This window comes from Parvibaculum sp., assembly GCF_040882025.1.
GTDB lineage: Bacteria > Pseudomonadota > Alphaproteobacteria > Parvibaculales > Parvibaculaceae > Parvibaculum.
In genome coordinates this window covers 1-2,966 of record NZ_JBBECC010000047.1, presented here as the reverse complement: position 1 = coordinate 2,966, position 2,966 = coordinate 1, and the positions used below count along the sequence as shown (strand labels likewise).

General features: G+C 61.4%; 4 protein-coding genes, 1 tRNA gene and 1 pseudogene. 1 reads left to right on the top strand and 5 read right to left on the bottom strand.

What is annotated here, in order from left to right:
* Positions 1–70 precede the first annotated feature (70 nt).
* On the top strand, positions 71–286 hold the full coding sequence (locus WEB61_RS03025; RefSeq protein WP_368062848.1) for a DUF2842 domain-containing protein: 216 nt from the start codon (positions 71–73) through the stop codon (positions 284–286).
* A gap of 227 nt (positions 287–513) precedes the next feature.
* On the opposite strand, the gene WEB61_RS03020 is transcribed toward WEB61_RS03025, so the two are convergent.
* The 5 genes and pseudogenes from WEB61_RS03020 to WEB61_RS03000 all read right to left on the bottom strand — a co-directional run.
* A tRNA-Pro gene (locus tag WEB61_RS03020) sits at positions 514–590 on the bottom strand.
* Between the two features lie 105 nt (positions 591–695).
* The gene (locus tag WEB61_RS03015; protein ID WP_368062847.1) at positions 696–1,163 is read right to left on the bottom strand and encodes a MerR family transcriptional regulator; all 468 of its coding nucleotides are present in this window, start codon (positions 1,161–1,163) and stop codon (positions 696–698) included.
* 72 nt (positions 1,164–1,235) lie between these two features.
* Positions 1,236–1,562 carry an integration host factor subunit alpha gene (locus WEB61_RS03010; protein WP_368062846.1) on the bottom strand — a complete coding sequence of 109 codons (327 nt, stop codon included), beginning with the start codon at positions 1,560–1,562 and terminating at the stop codon, positions 1,236–1,238.
* 119 nt (positions 1,563–1,681) lie between these two features.
* A complete protein-coding gene (locus WEB61_RS03005) occupies positions 1,682–2,659 on the bottom strand; it encodes a beta-ketoacyl-ACP synthase III (protein WP_368062845.1) in 978 nt (325 codons plus the stop codon).
* Positions 2,656–2,966, bottom strand: a pseudogene (locus WEB61_RS03000) (phosphate acyltransferase); the annotation flags it as partial. The gene WEB61_RS03005 and the pseudogene WEB61_RS03000, both read right to left, overlap by 4 nt.

Below are 2,966 nucleotides of genomic sequence, written 5' to 3'. Positions count from 1 at the left end.
CTCTATGCAGGCCGCGCCGAATGGGCTAATCGGAAGGCCTCGCCAAACCGGTCGGCCATTCGGGGTTCCCATGCGTCTCGGCATCCGCACACGAAAACTCATCGGCACCGTCGTGCTGTTGATCGGCCTGACGCTCTATTCGTTTCTGGTGATGACGGTCGCCGTCAGCGGCCACCTGCCGGAGAACGGCGCGGTGCAGTTTTTCTACTACCTGGCCGCCGGCATCGCATGGGCCTTCCCGGCGAAATATCTGATCGTCTGGATGGTGCGTCCCGACGCCGCCTGAAACCGGGGATAAGTATTTTTTATCCCCGCCCCGGCGGCCCGCCTTCACCTGCGCGCGACCGTCGCCCAGGTCATTTGTGACAGTTTTTTGACAGTTCCGTGACAGAGGGGGGTATCAGCCGAAACGGCCTGTCACAACCTTGTTGAGCACAAAGACGACGACGAGGAAAAGAACGATCGGGAGAATGGCGTCGATCATCGGCTAACTCCTTGAGGCATGGCAATAATTGGTCGGAGCGGCCGGATTCGAACCGACGACCCCTTGTCCCCCAGACAAGTGCGCTACCGGGCTGCGCTACGCTCCGACCGGACCGGCGGGGACGGACCCCTCGGGCGGCGCGGACTATAGACGCAGCCCCCTATCGCGGCAACGGCTCAAACCGGGCTTTTTCCGTTATTTTTGAAGGGCCTCACCCCTCCTCTTCCTCATCCGCCCAGAGCGTCTCGTCGATCTCGTCCTTGAGCGAAATCAGATCTTCCAGCAGCACCGCCAGCCGCTTGCGTCCGGCGCCCTTGATCGGCCGCTCGACGCCGTCGCGTTCTTCGGCGTCGCCGCGCTCGACAGCCTCGCGCGCAAGCTCGGCAAGCGAGGCGTCGACCATCCCCTTGCCGGTCTCGGTGACGAACTTAACGCCTTGTTCCCGAAAGACTTTCTGAACACCCTTGATGGTGTAGCCGTCATTGTAGAGAAGCGTCCGGACGCCCCTCAACAGGTCCACATCCTCCGGCCGGTAGTAGCGCCGCCCGCCGCCGCGCTTCAGCGGCCTGATCTGGTTGAACTTGCTCTCCCAAAAGCGCAGCACATGCTGAGGCACATCGAGCTCGGTTGCGACCTCGCTGATTGTTCGAAAGGCATCCGCTGACTTTTGTATCGTCAAATCAGGTCCCTGCTGACCTTCCCGAACACGATGGATGAACGCGGATCTGCTCAAAGACGACGCTCCGCCGCTTTAGTCGGCCGCAGCCGACTTGCCGTTGAGCGAGCCGTTGATACGTTCCTTGAGCACATGGCTCGGCCGGAACACAAGCACGCGCCGCGGCTTGATCGGCACTTCCTCGCCGGTTTTCGGATTGCGGCCCATCCGGCCGCCTTTCTTCCGTACCGAGAACGATCCGAACGACGACAGTTTCACGGTATCGCCCTGCGCCAGACTGTCCGAAATCTGGGACAGCACCAGTTCCACCAGCTCCGCCGACTCGTTCCGCGACAATCCGACTTCCTGATAGACCGCCTCGCTCAATTGCGCGCGCGTGACAGTTTCCCCCATGGCCTCCACCTCTGTAGTTTCACCCGAAGCCTATTGCCCCACCGGAAACCCGTCAATATCAATAGGATGGGCGATTTTTCTCAGGTACGAGATTCGAGAAACCTTCCAGTATCCGGCAGCTTTCGGGGCTAAAACCGGAGCAGCACCGAACCCCAGGTAAAACCGCCACCCATCGCCTCCAGCAGTACAAGATCGCCCCTCTTGATTCGGCCGTCCTTGACCGCCGTATCGAGCGCCAGCGGCACCGAGGCCGCCGAGGTATTTCCTTGGTCGGCAACCGTCAGCACCACCTTCTCGGGCGGCAGCCCGATGCGCTTGGCCGTTCCGTCGAGAATGCGCTTGTTGGCCTGGTGCGGCACGAACCAGTCGATCTGGTCGGCGGTCAGCCCGGTCGCCGCCAGCGACTCATTGATCGCCTCGGCGATATTGACAACCGCGTGACGGAAAACCTCACGCCCTTCCATACGGACGTAGCCGGTCGATTGCGTCGACGAAGGCCCGCCATCGACATAGAGCTTTTCCTTGTAGCGCCCGTCCGAATGAAGATGCGCGGTCAGCACGCCACGATCCGCATTCGTCCCCGCGCCTTCCGCCCCCTGGACCACCACCGCGCCCGCGCCGTCGCCAAATAGCACGCAGGTCGTGCGGTCGGTCCAGTCGAGCAGCCGCGAAAAGGTCTCGGCGCCGATCACCAGGGCCGTTTTCGACTGGCCGGTACGAATGAACGTATCGGCAATGGTGAGCGCGTAGACGAAGCCCGAACAGACCGCCTGGATGTCGAAAGCCGCACCGTGATAAAGGCCGAGCTCGGCCTGCACCGTGACAGCCGTCGCCGGAAAGGTATTGTCCGGTGTGGTTGTTGCCAGAATGATCGTATCGATCTCCTGGGCATCGATGCCCGCATCCGCAATCGCGGCCCGCGCCGCCGCCAATGCGAGATGCGACGTCAGCTCGCCATCGGCTGCGATATGCCGGCGGTGAATGCCTGTACGCTCGACAATCCACTCGTCTGTCGTATCGACGATTTTCGACAGGTCGTCATTGGTCATCACGCGGGCCGGCAGATAGCTGCCGGTGCCAGCGATAATCGTTCTGATTTTACTCACGAAAGAACTGCCTCGGATTCCGGTGTGTTTGTGTTTTCGTTCTGTCCGGCCGCGCCTTTTCCGAAGCCATTGAGCAGGCTGAGATCGGCGATAATCTTGCTGACAAGATCGGCGGACGCGACATCGACCGCGACGTCGATAGCGGCCGCAAAGCCCGTCGCGTCGGTTCCGCCATGACTCTTCACGACAAGCCCGTTAAGGCCGAGAAACACTGCGCCGTTCGACGCGCGGGGGTCGAGCTTCTTTGACAATGCGCGAAAAGCGCCTTGGGCAAAAACATAGCCGATGCGCGCCATGATCGAACGGC